The following is a 19,859-nucleotide window of genomic DNA, read 5'->3' on the forward strand; positions in this document are numbered from 1 at the left end:
GTTCCCTACTGTGTTGAATTACTGTGCGGTGTTGAAGCCGTACTCGGTGAGGATCTTCTTCGCCTCGTCGGAGTTCTTCAACCATTCGTTGAACTTCTTCGCGGTTTCGGAGGAGGAGCCGGTCTTGCTCAGCGCTGCGGGGTATTCGTTGCGTTCCACGTCGGTCAGTTCGACGGATCCGAGGTTGACGCCCTTCTTCTTGGCTGCGGCGAGGTCGGTGGTGTAGATGAAGCCCGCATCGGCGTTACCGGTGGTGACCTTGGTTGCTACGTCGGTGACCTTGCTTTCGGTGGTTGCGTTCTTGAGGGTGATGTCGTGCTTCTTCAGTTCCTGGTGGGCGATGGTGCCGCAGGGGACGTCTTCTTTGCAGACTGCGACGACGCCGTCGGTGGTCTTGAGGTCGTCGAGGCTGTTGATCTTGCCGGGGTTGCCTTCAGCGGTGACGAGCACGAGCTTATTGGTGACCAGAACGTTGGTTTCGGAGCCGGAGAACTGGTCGAGTTTCTTTGCCTTGTCCATGTTCTTGGTATCTGCGGTGATCAGCAGGTCGGGGGTTGCGCCCTGCTCAATCTGGTTGACGAGCTTTGCGGAGCCTTCGTAGACGAAGGTGACGTCCACGCCGGGGTTGGCGGCTTCGTATGCCTTTTCGAGGTCTGCGCCGGCGTTGTTCAGGGAGGCTGCGGCGAAGACTTCGATCTTGCCGGAGGCTGCCTGACTGCTTGCCGCAGACGAGGAGGAAGATGAGGAGGAGCTCTGGGGGGCGCCGCATCCGGTGAGAGCGAGGGTTGCGGCGGCGAGCGCGCTGAGGGCTGCGAGGGGGGTCTTCATGAAATTTGTTTCCTTGATGGTTTCGTACTCTTGCGGTGGTGAGGTGCGTCCATGTGTGGGCTCTGTATGACGTTTTGTGTACTTCCCTAGCTTGTACACGTTGTTTTCCTCGTGGTGGTCTGCGGTGGCGCAGTTGTAACTTACCCTGCACACACTATGTACGGGGCGCCGGAACATGGAATAATCATATTGTCACCTGAAATATGCAAATTTTCCACATAGGTTTTACATGGCGTACACGGCAAATTCGACCTCTTCTGAGCTCATTGCGGGCCCAACGTTAAGCACCTTATCTTCTGCGGAGGGTAACGGGGCTGCTTTTGTGACACCCCAAAAATCTGAGAATGGCGTAAATGTACAGCGTAAGCTCCCGAATATTACGAATAGCGGTCCGCTCTTGGACCGTTGGGGTCGTGTGGCGACTGATCTTCGTATCTCGCTGACCGATAAATGTAATCTTCGTTGCATTTATTGCATGCCGGCGGATGGTTTGCAGTGGCTCCCGAAGGAGAATCTGCTCTCCGCCGAGGAGATTGCGCGCCTTGCCGATATTGCGATTACTGAGCTGGGCGTTGAGGAGATCCGCTTTACCGGTGGCGAGCCGCTGGTGCGCGCCGATTTGGTGGATATTATTTCCCGCATCCACCAGGCGCATCCGGATGTTCCGCTTGCTATTACGACGAATGGTATTGGTTTGGAGAAGCGTGCCGCCGCGCTGGCGGAGGCTGGTCTGACCCGCATCAATGTTTCTCTGGATACGATTTGCCGTGAGACCTTTGCCGAGCTGACCCGCCGCGATAAGCTCGACGCCGTGCTCAAGGGCATCGATGGTGCAGCGGAGGCTGGCCTGTGGCCGATCAAGATTAATGCTGTGCTGATGCCGGGTCTGAATGATGATCAGGCTCCGGAGCTTCTGCGTTGGGCGTTGGCGGGCGGCTATCAGCTGCGTTTCATTGAGCAGATGCCGCTGGATGCTGATAACCGTTGGACCCGTGAGGGCACGATTACCGCCGCTGAGATTCGCGAGAAACTGTCGGCTGAGTATGTTCTGGGTTCGGTGGCGGAGGCGCGCGGCGACTCCCCCGCTCAGCTGTGGGAGGTGTACCCGCTCGGTACTGCCCTGGATGAGGCGGGCTTCCCTGCTGACGGTACCGAGTCGCTGGGCCGTGTGGGTATTATCGCCTCGGTCACGGAGTCGTTCTGCAATGCATGCACCCGCACCCGCCTGACGGCGGACGGTAAGATTCGTTCCTGCTTGTTCTCCGACACCGAGACTGATTTGATGCAGCTTCTGCGTTCCGGTGCTGACGATAAGCAGCTGGCTCTGCGCTGGCGTGAGGGCATGTGGTTTAAGCCGCGCGCCCACGGTAAGGAAGACGCTGACTTCGATATTGAGGAGTTCGCTAAGGCGAGCCGCTCGATGAGCGCTATTGGTGGCTAGGAAAGCCGCTGATTCATCAGCCGAAGGTGCGCGGATAAGGCTTTTTATTGGCATCTTGCGCCCGTGATTTTCGGCTGTCCCCTGACTTAGGATTGAGGAGCATTATGCAGGTTCATTTTTTCGCTGCCGCACGTTCTGCGGCGGGTACCACGCAGCTGTCGGTACCTTTGGCTGAGTTACCGTCGGCAACTCTTGGCGCGCTCGTTGAGCATCTGGGTCAGAGCTTGGAGGGTACGACCCCGTCGGGTCTGACTCTTGCGCAGGTGATGGAGCAGTGCTCGTTCCTGGTCAATGGTGCCCGCTCGGATGCGCAGGCACCTCTGCAGGATGCCGACCGTGTGGACGTTCTGCCTCCCTTTGCGGGTGGATAATGCGGGCGGATAAGATACCCGGTTCTGTACTTCCCGCTGGGGGCGATTTTTCGTGCGCCGCGGTCGTTGTTGCCGGAGGTGCTTCTCGCCGCCTGAACCACGTGCCGAAGGCGTCCCTGTCTGATGGTACGAATACTCTGCTGGATTGTGCTCTGGAGGCGGTGGCCGCCGCATCCCCGCGCGTGGTGGTGGGTCCTGAGAGCCTGCCCTTGCCTACCGGGGTGTTGCGTACTCGTGAGGATCCGCCGTTTTCGGGTCCTGCCGCGGCGATTCATGCCGGTTTGGAGTGCATTGCGGCCGATTGCGAGCGCTCGCAGATTCCTGTGCCCGACTGGTGCCTGATTTTGGGTGTGGATACTCCGCGTATTGCCCCGGCGGTTCAACAGCTGATTACTGCGGCGCAAAGTGCTGAGCGCACGGCGGGCTTCTCCCCTACTGATTCTGAATCATTTGAGGGTGCTGAATCATCTGCAGGTTTCTGGGGTGTTTCTGAGGGTATCTATCAGCCGCTGGTGGGTATTTACCGTTTTGAGGCAATTCGTTCGGTCTTTTCGGCCGGCACCACCAACGCTTCTGTTCGTTCTTTTTTGCGTCGTCTGAACCCTACTGCGGTTCAGATGTCTGCCGCTGATACCGCCGATGTTGATACGTGGGAGCAGGCGCAGGCGCTGGGTTATACGACGTCGCTTTGGTCAAGCTATTAGTAGCTGAGCTACCGCAGTGTGATATTAGGGCCTGACTACGAGTACCCTAGGTGATAAGTCTTGGCTTTAGATACCGTGTACATGTAGCGTTTTTGAGCTCGCGCGCTGTTGCGCGTCCCGCACACACTTTTACGAGGTACGATGTCTCACCATATTCCTTCTGTTTCGTGGCAGCAGGCCCGCCAGATTTTGCATGAGCAGGGCCTGGAGATTGCACACCATGTGAAGACGGAGTCTTTGCCGCTGCTGGCGACAATTGACCACTATTTGGCGGATGATGTTTATTCGGTGATGCCGGTGCCCCACTACAGCTCTTCCGCGATGGACGGTTACGCTGTGGCGGGTGTGCCTCCGTGGCGTCTGGTGACTCCGGCGTATCCGGAGGATTCTCGCGCTAATATTCACCGTCTGACGGTGCCGATTGCTCCGGGTGAGGCGACCCCGATTTTGACGGGTGGTTTGCTCCCTGAGGGCGCTGAAGCGATTGTGCGCGAGGAGCATTCGCGCCTGTATGAGGGTGCGGAGGCTTCGTCTCGCCCTGGTGTAGCTGCTCATTTGGAGACTCAGTCCAGTATTCATTACCTGGATATGGCGGAGGGTTTTGAGCCTCCGGCGCCGGGTGCTGATATTCGCCATGCTGGTGTTGAGCTAGAGCGTGGCGAGCTGTTGGCACGCCACGGCGACCGTATCTCTGCGCGTATGGCGGCGTTCTTGGGCACGAATGGTTTTGATGAGTTGCCGGTGTACGCCCCGATTCCGGTACGTTGCGCGTTTACGGGTAATGAGGTCATTACCTTTGGTGTGCCTGCGCCTGGTCAGGTGCGTGATGCGTTTGGCGGCTTTATGGAGCATGCGATTATTTCTGCTGGCTGCGAGGCGCGCCCTTCGATTCGTTTGGCGGATGTTGAGTCTGAGTTCCGCACGTTCTTGTCCACGTCGACGGCTCGTGTGCTGGTGTTTACGGGCGGGTCGAGCACCTCGGGTGTTGATTTGGTGCGTAAGGTGCTCAACGACATGGGCGCAACCTATTTGTTTGAGTCGGTGGATGTGCGTCCGGGGCATCCGGCATTGGCTGCGCGTTTGCCGGTTCCGGAGACGGGCCCGAATTCTGGTCGTGAGCGTTTTGTGTTGGGTCTGCCGGGTAATCCTTTGGCAGCGTACACGGCTTTGTATTCGTATTTGCCGCCGCTTTTGGCTGGTATGAGGGATATGCCCCTACCGGAGCTGGATTCGGCTGTTTTGGGTGAGCCGGTTGATACTTTGCGTAAGCCGGCGGGGGTTCGTCTGTTGCCGGTGTCGGTGCGTGATGGTGTAGCGTATCCTCTACCGAAGTCGGCGTCGCATATGTTGTCGTCGTTGGCAGCGGCTACTCATTGTGCGGTGTTGGATGATTCTTCGGTTCGGGGTTCTGCCCATGAGGTGGGAGCTCGGGTTCCGATTATTCCGGTGCTGTAGTAAGGCGCTATTTTCCGGCGTTGAAATGTTTATGCGGTATGCGGTCGGGGTATAGTAGAGAGATATGTCAATCGTTTAGCATACCGAAGGGAGCCCCCGTGGCTAAGCCCAAACTCAGCGACGTTGCAGCCCTGGCGGGAGTCTCCCCCACCACGGTCTCCCGCGTGCTCAACAACCGCGGCTACCTGAGCGAAAGCACCCGCACCAAGGTCCACGAGGCAATGCGGGAACTCGGCTACCGCCCCAACGCCATCGCCCGCAGCCTGCAGGGCCAGCGCTCGCAGATGGTGGGCCTCATCTTCCCCACGGTCGCAAACCCCTTCTACGGGGAGATGGTGTACCGCCTCGAAAGTTACCTTGCCGAAGCAGGCTACCGGGTCATTCTCTGCAATAGCGATGACCACCCCGAACAAGAGAAGCGCTACCTGGAGATGCTTTTCTCCAATCAGGTGGACGGCATCATCAGCGGCGCCCACTCTGACGCGCTGGTCAATATTCCGCACGCCCAGGCTCCCCTGGTGACCGTGGACCGCCTCGAAAGCGGCTTTTACCCGAATGTCCGCTCCGATAATTACGGAGGCGCCCGCGCCGCCACGGAGCATCTGATTGCCACGGGTGCGCAGAATATTGTGCACGTGACGTCGACCCTGGGTAAGCACAATGAGCGTCAGCGCGGATACCGTGAGGCAATGCTCGAAGCCGGACTCATGCCGGAGTTCCTGGAGCTGGGCTTCCGTCCTTCACTGGGTATTAAACGTGAGGTGCTCTACCGCTACCTTGATGAACGCGCCGATAGTCCGGAGCCGGTGGATGCGGTCTTTGCCTCCAACGATAATTACGCCGCGTTGGCGCTGGGCTGGGCGCGCGCACGCGCTATTCGTGTTCCGGAGGATTTCCAGGTGATTGGTTACGATGGCACGCAGAGCGTTCAGCTGCTCATGCCGGAGTTGGCGACCGTGGTTCAGCCGATTGAGGGCATGGCAGAGCGTACCGCGCAGCGTCTGCTGGAGCTCATTGAGCTACAGCAGGAGGATTCCTCAGAGAAGACCACTCCCCCAATTACCCAGCCCGAGGATGTACTCCCGGTTGAGCTCCATCTGGGGGCTACGGTGCGTTCTATCCCGAATCTGGATCAGATTCAGCCTGACACCTCCGCCCCGGACGAGCTCCAATAGACGAGCTCCAATAAGAAGCTCCTCTTCTGACGATAAAAATCCGCCCCACCGTGCGAGTGCTCACGGTGGGGCGGATTTTGCATATACATTTATCGGTTTTGTGCGCGTCCGGAAGTTTAGGAGGTGCGCTGCACAATCTCGGTGGGACCGGTGCCGGGGTAGACCATACCAACGGCGTGTGCCTTGGAGAAGATTCCGTGGAGCGGGCCGAGGGAGAAGAATCCGCGGCGCTCATAGAGACGGGCACTATCGTAGGTCGATGCTTCGAGGTAGGCGGGGTAGTCGCCGATGCGTTCGGTACCGTAATCGAGTAGCTGCGAGCCGATACCGCGGCCTCGGTACTCTTCGAGGACACCAATGTTGAAGAGGTACCAGTGCTTGTACGCGGGGCGGTACTTGAGCAGGTGTAGCTCCATCAGGACTGCCCTCAGCAGGGTCTTGCAACCGAGTGCCTTGTAGTAGGCGCCAATCTGCTTGAGCTCGTTAGCGAAGGAACCCTCATGGGATTCAGGGGTGTTCCAGAGACAAACACCCACAATCTTGCCGGTAGAGTCGTCAATAGCAATGTCGATACGGCCGCGACCCTGGAAGTTGCCGTAGACCTGAAGGGTCATAATGGCGCGGAGCCTGGCGAGTTCCTGTCGGCGGCTACCGCCTGCAATGACTGCCATCATGGCGGGATCTCCGTCAAACGCGGCAATCAGGACTTCGAGCGCTTCGGCATATTCATGAGGCTCGGCGGTGCGGACAGCATAGGAAGCTGAGGTCATATTCACCCTTTACAAAAGCTTGAAACTATACATAAATATTAGCTGGATTATTCACTCCTGGCTAATAAATTCTGCCTTATCAAGACATTTTTCACGGTCATGCATTAATGTGTGCCAGCTTATATTGCACCATTATGCATAATTTTAGTGCATATTTATTCATATCTTTTTTGCATGTTTTTGCAGGAAAAATTGAACACCCCGCACCAACTCTAGGAAGAGGGGTACGGGGTGTACATCACGTTGAGGTTATCTACTCATTAAGAGTGCAGACTATGCGTTAGCCTTTGCCTTCAGTGCAACCTTCAGCAGCGAATCTGCGCTGGTCACCGATGCGCCCGAAGCCTGAACATCTTCAACCGAAGCAGCCGCCTTCTTGGCGTTGGTAATCACCATGGGGGTTGCCAGCGGGTAGCCAGCAGCCTTGATGGCGGGGATATCGAACTCAGCGATGACGTCGCCGCGCTTGACGGTGTCACCCTTAGCAACCTTGGGCTCGAAGTGCTTGCCGTCGAGCTCAACGGTGTCCATGCCGATGTGCATCAGCAGATCCAGGCCGTCCTCGGTGCGCAGACCGTATGCGTGGCCGGTAGGGAATGCAACGGTGATCTTGCCGTCAGCCGGTGCGTAGAGCTTACCTTCGGTGGGCTCCACTGCGGTGCCTGCACCCAGTGCGCCGGAGGAGAAGGTGGGATCCTTGACGTCAGCCAGCAGAACCACGGAACCGACCATGTGGGAACCGATTTCGACGCTCTCGCCAGCCTCAGATGCTACAGCGGCGGCGGGAGCTGCGGCAGCAGCTACGGTGGCAACGGGAGCGGCAGCAGCGGGTGCAGCGGGTGCCTCAGTGTTGCCAGCCTCAACCTTCTTACCCCAGATAAAGGAGGCAACGAAAGCGATAACGGTGGTCAGGATGAGGCAGCCGAAGAAGCCAGCCCAGCCCGCGCCGGTAGTGGGGCTAATGGAGGGGAAGCCGATGTAACCAGCGGCGCCCAGAGCAATTGCCTTCACATTCAGGATGGAAGCGACCATTGCACCGATACCTGCGGAAACAATAGCAATGTAGAAGGGCCAGCGCAGAGCCAGGTTCACACCGAACATTGCGGGCTCAGTAATACCCAGGAATGCCGAGGGTGCAGATGCCGAAGCAATACCCTTAATCTTCTTGTTCTTGGTGGTCAGCGCAACACCGGCTGCAGCAGCACCCTGCGCCACGTTAGACATCGACGCGACAACAAAGATGAAGGAACCACCGGTAGCCCACAGGCTCATCTCGATGGGCGGGAATGCCTGGTGCATACCGGTCATCACGATGAATGCGTAGAAGGTACCGAAGACCAGACCGCCGAGCGGGCCGGCAACGGTGTAGAGCCAGTTCACGCCCTCGCCCAACCAGGTACCCAGCTGGAACATCGGGGGACCGACCAGAATAAAGGTCAGGAAGCCGGTGATGAGGATGGTCAGAGTGGGGGTGAAGATGAAGTCGATGGTGCCCTTGAGGACCTTGTGGAAGAACTTCTCGATATTCGCCAGGATGAAGGCGACCAGCATAATGGGCAGCACGGTACCCTGGTAACCCGCTTGCTGAACCTGCAGACCGAAGAGGTTCCAGTACTTCATCGGGTCGGTGCCTTCAGCACCCGCCAGGGATGCTGCGACACTGTAGCCGTTCATTAGGGCCGGGGAAACCATCGCGGCACCCATGGTCAGACCGAGGTAGGGGTTACCACCGAAGACCTTAGTAGCGGAGAAGCCGACCAGCACGGGCAGGAAGGCGAAGGGAGCTGCGGAGAGCAGGTTGATGATGTCTGCAAAGTCAGCCCACTCGGGGTGCATTGCGATGAAGCTCTCGGGACCAAAGATACCCTTGGAGGTCAGCACGCTGTTGATTGCCATCAGCATACCGCCACCGACCAGAACCGGAATCAGCGGGACGAAGATATCAGCAATGGTCTTAATGAAGCGGGAAACGATGTTGCCCTGCTTGGAGGCGATTTCCTTGAGATCATCCTTAGATGCTTCGGGTGCGCCAGCGGCGATAAGGTGCTTGTGTACCTCGTTAACGTCGCCGGGGCCGACGATAATCTGGAACTGGCCAGCATTGAGGAAGCTGCCCTTAAGATCCTCGTCGTTGTCGATTGCTGCCTGGTCGACCTTGTCCTGGTTCTTCAGGACGAGGCGAAGGCGGGTTGCGCAGTGTGCGGCTGCAACGATGTTGCCGGCGCCACCGACGTCCTTCAGCACGCGCTGTGCCACTGACTTGTGGTCCACGCTCGCTCTCCTTTGTTTGGAGCACCACCGTATGATGCTTTGTAAATGGGGTGGGGTGACATGTCTGTGTGTGCATGTCATGTATATGTCATACGTTTGACATATCAGATGTAAAACATGGTATCACGGGAAAGTTCTTAAAAGCGAGGGCCCACTCTCCACACGGAGAGTGAGCTCTCAAACATATTCAGAAATTACCGGAAACTACCCGCATAGGCGGCTCCCAACGCCTAGAAAATGGCTTAGAGGCGGCCATACTCCAGGGACAGCACCTCGCCACCGGTCAGGCGGACGCGGCGCTTATCGCCCTTGAAGAAGGTGCGAGCGGTCATAACCTCAGCGCCCATGGAGGCAACCAGCTTGCCACCCACGTACAGTTCGGTAGCCGAACCGTCCACAAGCAGGTCAAACTCGCGAATCTTCGAACGCTTCAGGGTTCGACGGCGCAGGCTGCCACCCTCGGTGTAGCGGGTACCGCCACGGTCCATCTGCACAAAGTCCTTATCCAGAACGATGCTCAGTGCCACGCCGTGGGTGTCCTTGATCTTCAGCTTCACGCACTCGTCAGAGACGTTCACGCGGCCGCGCAGACGGAAGGTCAGGGCATTCTTCAGCTCGACGAGCTTACCCTTCTCCTCCTCGCGGTACAGCGGGGTCATCTTCATCGCGTCGTTCAGCTGCGGAACCGGGCGCTGGAAAATCTTGCCGTTGCGCAGGTGCAGCTCACGCGGGTAGGTGAACATGTGCACCCAGCGGTGGCTCCACGAGGGCAGGTCGTCCTGGTCAGCATTGCCCAGCCAAGCAATCATCACCGGGGCATCACCGCATACATCGTGCGGTGCCTTCGGGTCGGCGGTCAGGCCGGTACCGGAGATGGTCTGCGGTGCGTAGAACTCGAAACCTGCATCCAGCTCGGTGAAGGGGGTCTCCACAGTGAACTTGAGAGTCTCGTTATCCAGCGAGCCAACAATGTAGCCGCTCTGGAAAATGTTGTTGTACTTCTCGCCGAGGGGCTGCATGCCCTGCGGGCTGAAAATCAGCACGTCACGAATCTCGCCGGTCAGCTCATCGCGCATGCTCAGCAGGGAGGGGCATTCGTACATGTAGGTGCCCTTGAGGCTCTTATCCTTAATACCCAGCTCGCCGCGGAAGGTCCACTCGCGGCGGTCAGCGGAGGTGTACACGACCACGGCGCCGGTCTTGTCTTCACGCTGAGCACCAATAACCATCCACCACTCGCCGTTACGCTCAAAGACGTGCGGGTCGCGGTAGTGCGCGGTGTAGCCCTTCTCAGGGCCGGAAATCAGCGGGGGCAGCTGACGGGTCGGCTTCGCGTCCTCACCCGCAGTTGCGAGAATCTGGTAGGTTTCACGGTTGCCCTTCTCGTCCTTCACGTTACCGGTGTAGAAGAACTCAAAACCGCCGGGCACCTTGATGCCGGAGCCGGAGTAGCAGCCGTGCGAGTCGTAGCGGCTGTCGGGAACCAGGGCGGTACCCTCATCGGTCCAGTGGGTCAGGTCCTCACTCACGGCGTGGCGCCAGTAGACCATACGCTCCGGGTGCAGGGGCGAGTACTGGTAGAAGGCGTGGTAGCGCTTGCCGTCAAAGACCAGGCCGTTCGGGTCGTTCAGACGGCCCACGGGAGGGGCCAGGTGCAGTGCCGGGTAGTCGCGGTCTTCACGCACACCGGCGCCGAAGGCGTCCAGGATCTGCTGTGCTTCAGCCGCCAAGTCGCGGTCGGGTCGCTCGGTTGCGCTCTTCTTCTTTTTCTTCTGCTCGCTCATGTCTATCCGTTTTCGTGCAAGGGGAATGTCTGGGTTGTCTCATCCCATCATACGGCACCTCTGACCCGTTGCCGGGCTCTAGGAGAGAGGCACCACAGTGCTCTCAGCCTCTCTCAGTTGAGGCACAGGGTGGTCACAGGGGCCTCTTCGCCGTGGGCATCACTAGGTACTAACAAAAACACTCCGTAAGCTACCGGAGAAGGTAACCGACACTCCAAACATAATGCGAGCATAGTAAAGCCCCGAGACCGCCCCCGCCGTAATGTCGGGGAAGGTTCGGGGCTGTTAAATGCCGCGAGGCGGCGCATCCGATGGATGCACCGCCCGCGTAAGAATCGAGAAGAAGTCGATTACTTGAGGGTGATGGTTGCGCCAGCAGCCTCGAGCTGCTCCTTAGCCTTCTCAGCGTCTTCCTTGGAAACGCCCTCGAGCAGAGCCTTGGGAGCGCTGTCAACCAGGTCCTTTGCTTCCTTCAGGCCGAGGGAGGTCAGGGCACGAACTTCCTTGATCACTGCGATCTTCTTGTCGCCAGCGGACTCCAGGACAACGTCGAACTCGGACTTCTCTTCAGCAGCCTCGCCTGCTGCGCCGCCTGCTACAACTGCAACGGGAGCAGCTGCGGTGACGTCGAACTCTTCCTCGAATGCCTTGACGAACTCGGAAACCTCAACGAGGGACAGTTCCTTGAATGCTGCAATGAGTTCTTCGATGGACAGCTTAGCCATTGTTTGGCTCCTTCACTATCTGGTGCGGGCTGACGCCCGCGGTGTAAATCTTCAGTACCTACCCGAGAGGGTCGGTCAAATTTAGGGTGCGTTACACGCTATTCGCGTTCACGCTGCTGAGTATCTCAGCGCTGGTGCAGTAGCACGAAAGGGGCTTATGCCTCTTCCGAAGCCTCCTCGGCAGCAGCGGGAGCTGCGCCTTCCTGCTCCTCCAGCTTGACGCGCAGTGCGTCCACAACCTGTGCGATGCGTGCGATGGTAGCCTTTGCACCACCTGCAACCTTGGACAGCAGAACCTCGCGGGATTCCAGGTCAGCGTAGCGCTTGACGTCGTCCTCGGTCAGAGCGGCACCTTCGTAGTAACCGTTCTTCACAATCAGCTGGGGGTTAGCCTTGGCAAAGTCACGCAGGCCCTTAGCAGCATCGATCAGGTCGCCCTTGATGAATGCCAGTGCGGAGGGACCCTGGAGGTGGCCTTCGAATGCGTCGATGCCAGCTTCCTTAGCTGCGATAGCAGCCAGCGTGTTCTTCACCACGGCGTATTCGGTCTCTGCACCGAGTGCGCGGCGCAGCTCCTTGAGCTGTGCAACAGTGAGACCGCGGTATTCGGTCAGGATGACTGCGTTCGAAGCTTCGAAGAGTTCCTTCAGCTCGGATACTGCAGCGATCTTTTCCTGAGTCGCCATGGTAGTTCCTTCTTCCGATTCTTGTAAGGTCGCCGGTAGAGCCTCGAAGCATTTATTGCAAGCAATAAAAAATGCCCCGACGCGTAGGCGTACGAGGCACGATAGGCGGCACCTAAATCAGGGCAACGACTATTCACTTCGAGTTACCTACGCGGGCGGCGATTTCTAGTGAAATCTGCTCTTATCAGAACTCTGTTCTTCGTCTCCACCGAGGTGGCGATAAAGGACATAGTTCTAGACCGGCGGTCTTTGGTTCATTCATCATCTCAGGTTAAAGCCCGAGTCGCAAGTTAAAAACGCGATTAAGCGGGGTTAATCACTTAAAGCCCCTCTTTAAGTCGATTAACCCGCGCTTTCTCCCACCTAAAAGGCCCGGCTGAAAAACCCAGAAACCGTGTTCTAGAGGTAAAAGCGCTTTCCGTCCGAGAACAAGAAGCAGCGCTCAGCAGCCACCCCCAGGTGCACCTGCTCCCCTACGCTGAGCGAGGCGCCAATCAGGGAGGTGCCCTGCGCATCCGAGATAAAGAACTCAAGCTCCTGACCGGCACGCACTCGGGCACTCAACTCAGAATCCACCGAAGCCCGTCGAGATTCCAGAGGTAGGGACACCGCCTCTAACAGACGCGCACTGTACAGCATGCCGCCCACCAGATGGCGGCTGCCAAGCACCTGCACCGGCAGAGCATGAGCAGCGTCTGCAGCCACAGGGCACAGCGCGGTCGCACGAATCGCCAGCTCACACCCGGCAGGAAGCGACTCAGAATCCTCAAGATTCAAAAGGTTCAGCGCGGGCGCCGCCAAAAGCTTAGCCACCTGCAGAGTATGCGGATGCGCCAGCAGCCGCTCCGGAGTATCCACCTGCACCAGGTAGCCAGCATCCATCACCGCCACCCGCTGACCCAGCATGAGCGCCTCATTCTGATCATGGGTCACGTACAGGCCCGTAAAACCGTAACGCTCATGCAAGCGCACAATATCGGCGCGGATACTCGCGCTCATCTGCTCATCCACACTCGCCAGCGGCTCATCAAAAAGAACCACCGGGGCACGACGAATCAAAGCACGCGCAATACCCACACGCTGCGCCTGACCACCCGATAGCTGCGAGGGCTTACGAGACTCCAACCCCTCAAGCTTCAGAGCCTCCAGCAGTTCACGGTAGTAGTCCGCGTCAACCCGACCGGCGAACGCGCCCAGCCGGGTCGGGAACAGAATATTGTCCTTCACGCTCAGATGCGGGTACAGAATAGGGCGCTGAAACACCACACCCACCGAGCCGCGCTCCAGAGGCTGACCGGCATAAGTCACCCGACCGGCGCTCGGCTCCTCCAAACCGGCAATAATACGCAGCAGAGTGGACTTACCCGTACCGGAAGAACCCACGAGGGAAATCAGCTCGCCGGGGTGCACATCCAGGTCAATCTCATTCAGAACCGTCGTATCAGTGCCAAAGGTCTTAGCGACACCTCGAATACGCAGGCCTTCAAAAGGCTCCGCCGCGGCAGAAGAGTAGGATGCAGAAGTCATTCCCCCATTATCGCCGAAACTTGTGCCCGGCACGCGTGCAGAAGATAAGCACCGTCATAAAACAGCGCGCGAACCTCGCACCAGAGTCTCATGTGAGCGCCCTAGCTCGGTCGTACCAGCAAACGCCCCTTCAACGCCAAATGCAGCGTACCCACCCACAGGAAAATGAGGAAAGCCGTACCCGCCACCGTTAGCGCAGGACCCACCAACCCCAGCGAGCCAGCAGCCGTCAAGCGAATACCGCTCGCCGCCATGGAAGCCATACCGAACGAGAAACCCCACATGCTCATCGAGAAACCACCCTCAAGAGTCCACGGGAGCAAACGCATCAAGAAGAACAACTGCAGAATGCCATAACCGGTCAGCACCAAAAAGAACCAGTCCACCATACCGCCATTAGCCGCCAGGTACGCGTTACCACCCACAAAAGGCGGCGCCATCTGAATACCAATAATGCCGCGCTCCCCCTGAGGTAGCGGGGCCAGGGTGCGCAGGCGGCTCAGAATCGCGGCCTCGACACTGAACCACGAAATCAGACCCGCACCGAAGAAGAGCATCGCCATATCGTGCCACCCCACAAAACCCATCGCCGTAGCGGTCGCAAAATTTGTCGCCACAGTCGGCAGATACAGCACCGGCGAGGCAGCCTCAGGCACATACCCACCACGCCACGTACCGGCAATGCGGTGAGAGGCAAAGTACAGCTGCCCCACAGCTCCCAGCACCACCAGAGTCAGCGCCGGAACCTCCGCATACGGGTAGAGAGCCGCACCCACCTGCGCCGTCGTCGCCGGAATCAGCGAAAAGAAGCAGGTACGCGCCGGATGCTCCCAAAAACTACGCACCCACGCACGGTACTTCACCACCGAATGAATCAAAAACCCCACAAGGAGCAGCCACACCACAGCGTTAAAAGCCAGGATACTCTCCCCCACCCAATCAGGTGCCATTCCCTTCGACGCACCGGTACGCCAGGCAGCACCCAAAGCACCGGTGCCCAGCGCCACCGCAAAATAATTGACCGGCACGCTGAGACCGCGACGGGCGCTCTGCTCGTTCTGAAGGGAAGAAGGCATTAGGTTTTACCTCTCATAGTTGTAGGGCAGGATGGGGGCACGCAACCCCAATAGGTGTTTCGACAGCCCGGAACACGGACAAGGCCAAAGCCAGCCGGAGCCAGGACTCGGAGCCAGCAAGTCGCTCCATATTTTAAGCCTATAAAAAATCGCCCCCGACGCCTAAACGTCGGGGGCGATTACTAGCTAACGCTAGAAGCTACAGGTGCATACCTTAGGCAGCAACGGCAGCCGGATCAACGGGGATGCCGGGGCCGAAGGTGGTAGCAACGGTTGCCTTGGAGATGTAACGACCCTTAGCCGAAGAGGGCTTCAGACGGTTAACCTCTTCCAGAGCTGCCTGGAAGTTCTCCTCGAGCTGCTCAGCGGTGAAGGAAGCCTTACCGATGATGAAGTGCAGGTTGGAGTTACGGTCAACGCGGAAGTCGATCTTACCGCCCTTGATGTCTGCAACAGCCTTTGCAACATCCATGGTCACGGTACCGGTCTTGGGGTTCGGCATCAGGTTACGGGGACCCAGGATCTTACCCAGGCGGCCGACCTTGCCCATCATGTCGGGGGTTGCAACCGCTGCGTCGAAGTCAGTCCAGCCGCCAGCGATCTTTGCGATCAGCTCGTCGGAACCAACGTAGTCAGCGCCAGCTGCCTCAGCCTCAGCAGCCTTGGGGCCTGCTGCGATAACGACCACGCGAGCGGTCTTACCGGTGCCGTGGGGCAGGTTCACGGTACCGCGAACCATCTGGTCTGCCTTACGGGGGTCAACGGACAGACGCATTGCAACCTCAACGGTTGCGTCGGTCTTGGTGGAAGAGGTTTCCTTCGCCAGGGCAACTGCCTCAGCGGGGGTGTAGAGCTTACCCTCTTCAATCTTGGCTACAGCTGCCTTGTACGCCTTGCTGCGCTTTGCCATCTGCTTTTCTCCTTATGCAGTTGTGGTCTCGTGAGCCGCGCTCGGCTCTGCCACATCCCGTCCATACGACGGGCATTTACAAGTTCTGTGTAGAAAAATCTACGGTGCCGATTACTCGGCTATTCGGCGAGCCGAAATTACTCGACGGTGATACCCATGGAACGAGCGGTACCTGCGATGATCTTGGAAGCAGCATCCAGGTCGTTTGCGTTCAGGTCGGGCATCTTGGTCTCAGCGATCTCGCGCACCTGAGCCTCGGTCAGCGAACCAACCTTGGTGGTGTGAGGAACAGCGGAGCCCTTAGCAACGCCAGCAGCCTTCTTGATCAGCTGGGAAGCCGGAGGGGTCTTGGTGATGAAGGTGAAGGAGCGATCCTCGTAGACGGTAATCTCAACGGGGATGATGTTACCGCGCTGCGACTCAGTTGCAGCGTTGTATGCCTTGCAGAACTCCATGATGTTCACACCGTGCGAGCCCAGTGCGGGGCCGACGGGGGGAGCCGGGTTAGCGGCGCCTGCCTGGATCTGCAGCTTGATGAGGCCAGTGACCTTCTTCTTGGGAGCCAATGTAGGGTCCTTTTCTTAGCTGGGAACCGACGCACAGGAGCGTACGCCGGCAAGACGGTGACCGTGGCGCGGTCACCCGTGCATCCACATGAAAGCGTGACATGCGCATACACAAACCAATATTCTAGCGTTAATCAGCGACTTAATCCAGCGCCAGCTAGCAGAAAGATTAAACCTCGTCTGCACAACTAATGCCGCTTACAAAGCCGACACAAAATATGAGCCCCGCACCAACAGTGCGAGGCTCATATTCACACGCTAGAAGCGTTAAATCTTTTCGATCTCGGTGAAGCTCAAGGTCACCGGGGTATCGCGGCCGAAGACGGAAATCATCACGACAATCTGCTGGGACTCGCCCTTGATCTCCGAAACGGTAGCGTCCATGCCCTCGAAAGCACCGGACTTCACGCGGACATTCTCGCCCACAGTGTAGTCGGACTCGATAACGGGCTTGGAAACAGGCAGACCCTGGCTCTGCTGCTGCTCTTCGAAGACCGGCAGGAGCATGTCGAAGACCTCGTCCATGCGCAGCGGGACCGGGTTGTACGCATCCTGACCCACGAAGCCAGTCACACCGGGGGTGTGGCGGACAACGCCCCACGAGTGGTCGGTCAGTTCCATACGAACCAGAACGTAACCGGGAACACGCACGCGGCGGATGGTCTTCTTCACGGTGTTCTTGAACTCAACCACGGTCTCCATGGGAACCTGAACCTCGAAGATCTCATCTTCAGCTTCCAGGTTCTGGATACGGGTCTCGATACCGGTCTTCACCTTGTTCTCGTAGCCGGAGTAGGTGTGAACCACATACCAGTCGCCCATCTGACGGCGCAGCTTGGACTTGAATTCTTCCAGAGCGTCGACTTCCTCAGCAGCCTCAGCAGCTGCTTCAGCCACCTCGACAGCCTCGGTAGCTTCCTCAGCCTGCTGCTCAATAGCTGCAGACTCCTCAGTAGCCTCAGCAGCGGCTACCTCGACCTCTTCAATCTCGGATACCAGTTCCTGCTCGGACACGTCGCTCCTACTTTCTATCGTTAATCATCTAGAGGGGACTTCCACTCGCCAATGCGCTGAGGGAAATCACTGATGGGGCACCCCAGATAAGGATGCAACCAGTACTAGTTACGCTGAATCGTTCCGTTACCGAAAATCCAGAATGCTCCCTGGCCGAAAAGATAATCCAGACCAGAAATAAGAAGGAGCATCACCACGACGAAGAACAGAACTCCGAAGAAGTAACCAACCAGTTCACGTCCGGTGGGAGTAGTAACCTTCTTCAACTCCGCAATGACTTCACGGAGGAATGCAAAAATACGGCCGAAGAAACCGAGCTTCTTATCGCTCTTCGATGATGCGCCGGGCTTAACAACCTTCTCGGCGGTAGCAGACGATGCCATTTCTTCTGCCCCTTTCTGAGTCTAAAAAAGTACGCCCGGGGAACGGGCGTACAAAGATGTTATTGAGGCAATAAAAGCAGGGCGGACAGGACTCGAACCTGCAACCTGCGGTTTTGGAGACCGCTGCTCTACCAATTGAGCCACCACCCTTTGAAGCGTTAACTTCAGGTGTGAGAGTTGCTTCTCACGTGTCTACTCCTCCATTGCCTCCTAAGCCGTGGCTTTAGAGGGGCAAACAATTACACCCTTGCGGGTGCAGAACTAACTGTAAACCATCTTTCGGGGCTGATGCAACTTCAGAATGTAATATTTTTCGAAAAACCTCTTGAGATACCTTGACGAGGGGTTCCGGATCGCTACTAGTGGACCGTATCCTATTACAAGGAACGCCGCACACACCCGCGCCCATCACGCGCGGATTGGTCCCACACGTGCATTCCCATCACCTATTTCCTTGTCGACTTCACGCCGGCAGCGCACAAGAAGAAAGAGAAGAGAGCCCCATGGCGCGTATTTCAAGCCGCATCGGTGCCATCGCACCCTCCGCAACCCTTGCCGTCGACGCAAAGGCAAAAGCACTCAAGGCTCAGGGACGCCCCGTCATCGGTTTCGGCGCAGGCGAACCGGACTTCCCCACCCCCGCGCACATTGTGGACGCCGCACGCGAAGCGCTCAACGACCCCAAGAACTTCCGCTACTCCCCCGCCTCCGGTCTTCCCGAGCTGAAGAAGGCAATCGCGGAAAAGACCCTGCGCGACTCCGGCGTAGAGATTGACCCCTCCCAGGTTGTCATCACCAACGGCGGCAAGCAGGCGGTCTACCAGGCATTCGCAACCGTCATTGACGAAGGCGACGACGTCCTGCTGCCCGCACCCTACTGGACCACCTACCCCGAGTGCATTCGCCTGGCTGGCGGTAACCCTATCGAGGTTTTCGCCGGTAGCGACCAGCACTACAAGGTCACCGTCGAGCAGCTCGAAGCGGCCTACACCCCCGCCACCAAGGCGCTCATCTTCGTCTCCCCCTCCAACCCGACCGGTGCCGTCTACACCGAAGAAGAAACCCGCGCCATCGGCGAATGGGCACTTGCCAAGGGCATCTTCGTTCTGACCGACGAAATCTACGAGCACCTCACCTATGACGGTGTTCAGGCTGTCTCCATCCTGAAGGCAGTGCCCGAGCTCGCTGACCTGTGCGTCATCCTCAACGGCGTGGCAAAGACCTACGCCATGACCGGTTGGCGTGTGGGCTGGATGATTGGCCCGCGCGACGTCATCGCCGCAGCCTCCAACCTGCAGTCCCACATGACCTCCAACGTCAACAACATCGCCCAGCGCGCAGCTCTTGCCGCTCTGACCGGTCCGCAGGACGACGTGGAAATCATGCACGCCGCCTTCGACCGCCGCCGCCGCACCATCGTCGACGGCCTGAACGCTATTGAAGGCGTGCACTGCCCCGTACCCACCGGTGCGTTCTACGCATACCCGGACGTACGCGAACTGCTCGGCAAGGAAATCGCGGGCGTACGCCCCCAGACCTCCGCAGAGCTGGCTGAGCTCATCCTCGAAAAGGCTGAGGTCGCCGTAGTTCCCGGCGAGGCATTCGGCCCCAGCGGCTACCTGCGCCTCTCCTACGCCCTGAGCGACGAGGACCTGGCAGAGGGCCTGGCACGCCTGCAGAAGTTCCTCGGTCAGGCACGCGACTAGTTCCGTCTCCCTCTGAGCGCGCCTGCTAAACCTGCAATTCACCCGGTGGGAAGCGGTTCAGACGTGGGATAAACCGGTGCGAAACGATCAATCACAGGACTATTGACCGTTTTTTGCCCTAAAAACGGAGAATCCCACAAATATTTAAAAATATTTTTAAAACGAATGAGGCTTCCCGCATCTTTACAGATGTGAGGAAGCCTCATTCGCCTCTTCGGTGCGATAGGTGGGAAAGGGCGGCTATTTGTGTTTCGAACCCAAACATACAGGTACTAAAAACCTGAACTTTTCAGCACCAAAACGGGTGTTCCCACGGCTTTCCACCACTACCCACACAACCCAAACATCGCTAAAATAGAGACCAAGAGAACGACCTCCCGACCGGCGAACATTCGCGTGCCGAATTCGTGGAGGTCATAGTTATATACACGCGCGCACAACACCTAAAATGCGCAGACATTAGGAGC

Annotated in this window: 18 protein-coding genes and 1 tRNA gene; 6 read left to right on the forward strand and 13 right to left on the reverse strand. The window is 58.0% G+C overall.

Annotation, left to right across the window (positions count from 1 at the left end; translation table 11 throughout):
* Positions 1–18: 18 nt before the first annotated feature.
* Positions 19–828, reverse strand: a complete 810-nt coding sequence (gene modA / locus HMPREF2749_RS05965; protein WP_070593734.1) for a molybdate ABC transporter substrate-binding protein — start codon at positions 826–828, stop codon at positions 19–21.
* 229 nt (positions 829–1,057) lie between these two features.
* Here modA and moaA point away from each other — a divergent pair, with 229 nt between their 5' ends.
* The 5 genes from moaA (at position 1,058) to HMPREF2749_RS05990 (ending at position 5,974) form a co-directional block, all read left to right on the forward strand.
* A complete protein-coding gene (moaA, locus tag HMPREF2749_RS05970) occupies positions 1,058–2,269 on the forward strand; it encodes a GTP 3',8-cyclase MoaA (protein WP_012903023.1) in 1,212 nt (403 codons plus the stop codon).
* Between the two features lie 104 nt (positions 2,270–2,373).
* Positions 2,374–2,640 (forward strand): MoaD/ThiS family protein, encoded by a 267-nt coding sequence (locus tag HMPREF2749_RS05975; RefSeq protein ID WP_049338071.1) that lies wholly within the window; start codon positions 2,374–2,376, stop codon positions 2,638–2,640.
* Entirely contained in the window at positions 2,640–3,344 is a 705-nt protein-coding gene (locus tag HMPREF2749_RS05980; RefSeq protein WP_070593736.1) for a molybdenum cofactor guanylyltransferase, read from the forward strand. The genes HMPREF2749_RS05975 and HMPREF2749_RS05980 overlap by 1 nt, the downstream gene beginning before the upstream one ends.
* Positions 3,345–3,485: 141 nt before the next feature.
* Entirely contained in the window at positions 3,486–4,799 is a 1,314-nt protein-coding gene (locus HMPREF2749_RS05985; RefSeq protein ID WP_070506949.1) for a molybdopterin molybdotransferase MoeA, read from the forward strand.
* 98 nt (positions 4,800–4,897) lie between these two features.
* On the forward strand, positions 4,898–5,974 hold the full coding sequence (locus HMPREF2749_RS05990; protein WP_049349213.1) for a LacI family DNA-binding transcriptional regulator: 1,077 nt from the start codon (positions 4,898–4,900) through the stop codon (positions 5,972–5,974).
* 116 nt (positions 5,975–6,090) lie between these two features.
* On the opposite strand, the gene HMPREF2749_RS05995 is transcribed toward HMPREF2749_RS05990, so the two are convergent.
* The 12 genes from HMPREF2749_RS05995 to HMPREF2749_RS06050 all read right to left on the reverse strand — a co-directional run bounded on the left by HMPREF2749_RS05995 (position 6,091) and on the right by HMPREF2749_RS06050 (position 17,836).
* Entirely contained in the window at positions 6,091–6,744 is a 654-nt protein-coding gene (locus tag HMPREF2749_RS05995; protein ID WP_049349211.1) for a GNAT family N-acetyltransferase, read from the reverse strand.
* A 273-nt stretch (positions 6,745–7,017) separates the two neighbouring features.
* Positions 7,018–9,015, reverse strand: a complete 1,998-nt coding sequence (locus HMPREF2749_RS06000) for a PTS sucrose transporter subunit IIABC (RefSeq protein ID WP_049349209.1) — start codon at positions 9,013–9,015, stop codon at positions 7,018–7,020.
* 242 nt (positions 9,016–9,257) lie between these two features.
* The gene (locus HMPREF2749_RS06005; RefSeq protein ID WP_049353359.1) at positions 9,258–10,799 is read right to left on the reverse strand and encodes a glycoside hydrolase family 32 protein; all 1,542 of its coding nucleotides are present in this window, start codon (positions 10,797–10,799) and stop codon (positions 9,258–9,260) included.
* A gap of 350 nt (positions 10,800–11,149) precedes the next feature.
* Entirely contained in the window at positions 11,150–11,524 is a 375-nt protein-coding gene (gene rplL / locus HMPREF2749_RS06010) for a 50S ribosomal protein L7/L12 (protein ID WP_005508362.1), read from the reverse strand.
* A gap of 155 nt (positions 11,525–11,679) precedes the next feature.
* Complete coding sequence (gene rplJ / locus HMPREF2749_RS06015; RefSeq protein ID WP_005504882.1) at positions 11,680–12,210, reverse strand: 50S ribosomal protein L10; 531 nt, start codon at positions 12,208–12,210, stop codon at positions 11,680–11,682.
* Between the two features lie 399 nt (positions 12,211–12,609).
* The gene (locus HMPREF2749_RS06020; protein WP_049349205.1) at positions 12,610–13,737 is read right to left on the reverse strand and encodes an ABC transporter ATP-binding protein; all 1,128 of its coding nucleotides are present in this window, start codon (positions 13,735–13,737) and stop codon (positions 12,610–12,612) included.
* A gap of 101 nt (positions 13,738–13,838) precedes the next feature.
* Complete coding sequence (locus tag HMPREF2749_RS06025) at positions 13,839–14,813, reverse strand: TDT family transporter (protein ID WP_049347325.1); 975 nt, start codon at positions 14,811–14,813, stop codon at positions 13,839–13,841.
* A gap of 214 nt (positions 14,814–15,027) precedes the next feature.
* Entirely contained in the window at positions 15,028–15,723 is a 696-nt protein-coding gene (rplA, locus tag HMPREF2749_RS06030) for a 50S ribosomal protein L1 (RefSeq protein ID WP_005504876.1), read from the reverse strand.
* Positions 15,724–15,860: 137 nt separating this feature from the next.
* Positions 15,861–16,289: a 50S ribosomal protein L11 gene (gene rplK / locus HMPREF2749_RS06035; protein ID WP_005504870.1), complete on the reverse strand. Its 429-nt coding sequence runs from the start codon at positions 16,287–16,289 to the stop codon at positions 15,861–15,863.
* A 267-nt stretch (positions 16,290–16,556) separates the two neighbouring features.
* Complete coding sequence (nusG, locus tag HMPREF2749_RS06040) at positions 16,557–17,303, reverse strand: transcription termination/antitermination protein NusG (RefSeq protein WP_049338063.1); 747 nt, start codon at positions 17,301–17,303, stop codon at positions 16,557–16,559.
* 104 nt (positions 17,304–17,407) lie between these two features.
* Positions 17,408–17,686: a preprotein translocase subunit SecE gene (secE, locus tag HMPREF2749_RS06045; RefSeq protein ID WP_012903011.1), complete on the reverse strand. Its 279-nt coding sequence runs from the start codon at positions 17,684–17,686 to the stop codon at positions 17,408–17,410.
* Positions 17,687–17,763: 77 nt separating this feature from the next.
* A tRNA-Trp gene (locus HMPREF2749_RS06050) sits at positions 17,764–17,836 on the reverse strand.
* A gap of 353 nt (positions 17,837–18,189) precedes the next feature.
* On the opposite strand from HMPREF2749_RS06050, the gene HMPREF2749_RS06055 reads away from it, so the two are divergent.
* Positions 18,190–19,392: a pyridoxal phosphate-dependent aminotransferase gene (locus tag HMPREF2749_RS06055; RefSeq protein ID WP_049349203.1), complete on the forward strand. Its 1,203-nt coding sequence runs from the start codon at positions 18,190–18,192 to the stop codon at positions 19,390–19,392.
* The last annotated feature ends 467 nt before the right edge of the window (positions 19,393–19,859 follow it).

Origin of the sequence: Rothia sp. HMSC075F09, from assembly GCF_001810515.1 — a bacterium.
Classification (GTDB): Bacteria; Actinomycetota; Actinomycetes; order Actinomycetales; family Micrococcaceae; genus Rothia.